Raw genomic sequence first — 2,038 nt, 5'->3', positions numbered from 1 at the left:
CCCGCTCGGCAGGGGCCGCCGACCCGCCGGCCCCCGGCACGCGCCGGGGGCCGTCCCCTCCACCCATCCCCCTCACGATTGGACCGACGAATCCCATGACCACGACCACGACAGGCGGGAGCGGAGCCCCGGGCAGAGCCCGCCGGGCCCTGCGCGCCCTCACCGCCTACGCGGGTGTCGCCGCCCTCGGCGCCTCGCTCGCCGTCGCCGCGGCGCCGGCCTCCGCCGACGAGACCGTGCCCCTCGAGGGGGGCTCGGCCGCCTGGGGCGTGAAGCAGTCCTTCCGCAACTACATCTCGGGGCCGATCGCCCACGGCGGCTACGAGGCCTCCGACGGTGCGACGGTGCTGGCCGACGGCACCGTGGACTTCCCCACGGCGGGCGGCTCGGTGTCCAAGGAGGACGCCTCCGGTGAGGTGGACTTCGCCGGGACCGTCGTCTTCAGCGGCCACGACTACGGCCGGGGCCCCGTCCTGGAGGTCCGGGTCTCCGACCCGCGCGTGGTGTTCGACGGCGACGCCGCCACGGTGTACGCCGACGTGACCAGCCGCGAGTTCGGCGGCGCCGACCCGAACCTGCCCCCGGGCGACCTGGTCGGGCACGGAGAGGTCGCGGTCGCCGAGCTGACCGGCGCCGAGCTGACCGTCGAGGGCGAGGAGATCGCCTTCGCCTCCGCCGCGGCCACCCTGCACGCCGACGCGGTCGAGCCGTTCGCGAGCTTCTACGCCGCCGGGTCCCCGATGGACCCGCTGTCCTTCACCGCCGGCATCGCGGACGTCACCGACCCGGGCGGGCCCGACCCCGCCCCCCGGGTCACCGTGGCCCCGGACTCCGGCCTGGACCCCGAGGGTGACACCGTCACCCTCGAGGGCGCCGGCTTCCGCCCGGGCCAGGGCGTCTACGCTGCGCTGACCGCCCTCCCGCGGTCGGCCGACTCCTTCCCGGCCCACTACACCGGAGCGGTGTGGCTGCGCGGCGCCACCGCCCCGGGCGAGGACGGCGCCTTCAGCACCGAGGTGGCGGTGACCGGCTCCTACGACAAGGACGGCACCACCTACGACTGCGTCGAGTCGCAGTGCTACGTGGCGGTCTTCAACGACCACACCGACATCGCCAACCGCGACCAGGACGTGTGGACGCCCGTCTCCTTCGCCTCCGGGGAGGAGCCCACCGAGGAGCCGACGGACCCCGTCGACCCCACGGACCCCGACGGCCCGCTGACCGTCCACAACGGCCGCGCGGACTGGGGGGTGAAGGAGTCCTTCCGCGACTACATCACCGGCAACATCGCCCACGGTGAGATCAGCACCCGCAACGGCGCGACGACGAACGAGGACGGCACCTACGCGTTCACGAACGGCAGCGGCGAGGTGGACCTGTCCGCGTCCACGGCCGACATCGGCTTCGAGGGCACCGTCGTCTTCGAGGGCCACGTGTACGACGGGGCCGACCCGCTCCTGCACATGACGGTCAGCGACCCCCGCGTGGAGATCGAGGACGGCGCGGGCGTCCTGTACGCCGACGTGGTCAGCAAGTCGCTCGCCGGCGAGGAGCTCGTCTCCTACGAGGACGTCGCGTTCGCCGACCTGGACCTGTCCGGGGTGGAGTACGAGCTCGCGGACGGCGTCCTGAGCTGGGACCCGATCCCCGCCTCCCTGACCGCCGAGGGCGTGCCCGCCTTCGCGGACTTCTACGCCGAGGGGGCGGCGCTGGACCCGGTCGCCCTGACGGTGAGCGTGGACGAGGCCGTCACGGTCCCGGGCGGCGGCGACGGCGCCGGGGGCACCCCCGGCGGTCCTGGCGACGGCGGGGGTGACGGCGGCGGGGGTGACGGCGGCGGCGACGATCCCGGCCTGCCCAACACCGGCGCCGCCCTCACGGGCCTGCTCGCCGCCGCCGCGGTGGCCGTGGCCGCCGGCGGCACGGCCGTGTACGCCGCCCGCAGGCGCCGCGCCCCGGTCCCCGAGGACGCCGCCTGACCCCGGAGCCGCCCTGCGGGCGCCCGGACCGGAGGCCCTGAGCGGGCACGGCCCGGGCG

At 75.9% G+C, this 2,038-nt stretch carries 1 protein-coding gene; it reads left to right on the top strand.

The features are described 5' to 3' along the window. The first annotated feature begins 95 nt into the window (after window positions 1-95). A complete protein-coding gene (locus tag ACWGL3_RS32100) occupies window positions 96-1,979 on the top strand; it encodes an HtaA domain-containing protein (protein ID WP_452462158.1) in 1,884 nt (627 codons plus the stop codon). Window positions 1,980-2,038 lie beyond the last annotated feature (59 nt).

This window comes from Nocardiopsis sp. NPDC055824, from assembly GCF_053616335.1.
This window is presented reverse-complemented; position numbering and strand designations above follow the sequence as displayed.

Bases quoted from the DNA above. Each gene is read 5' to 3' on its own strand.
- ACWGL3_RS32100 (WP_452462158.1), top strand. From the start codon at position 96: ATGACCACGACCACGACAGGCGGGAGCGGAGCCCCGGGCAGAGCCCGC.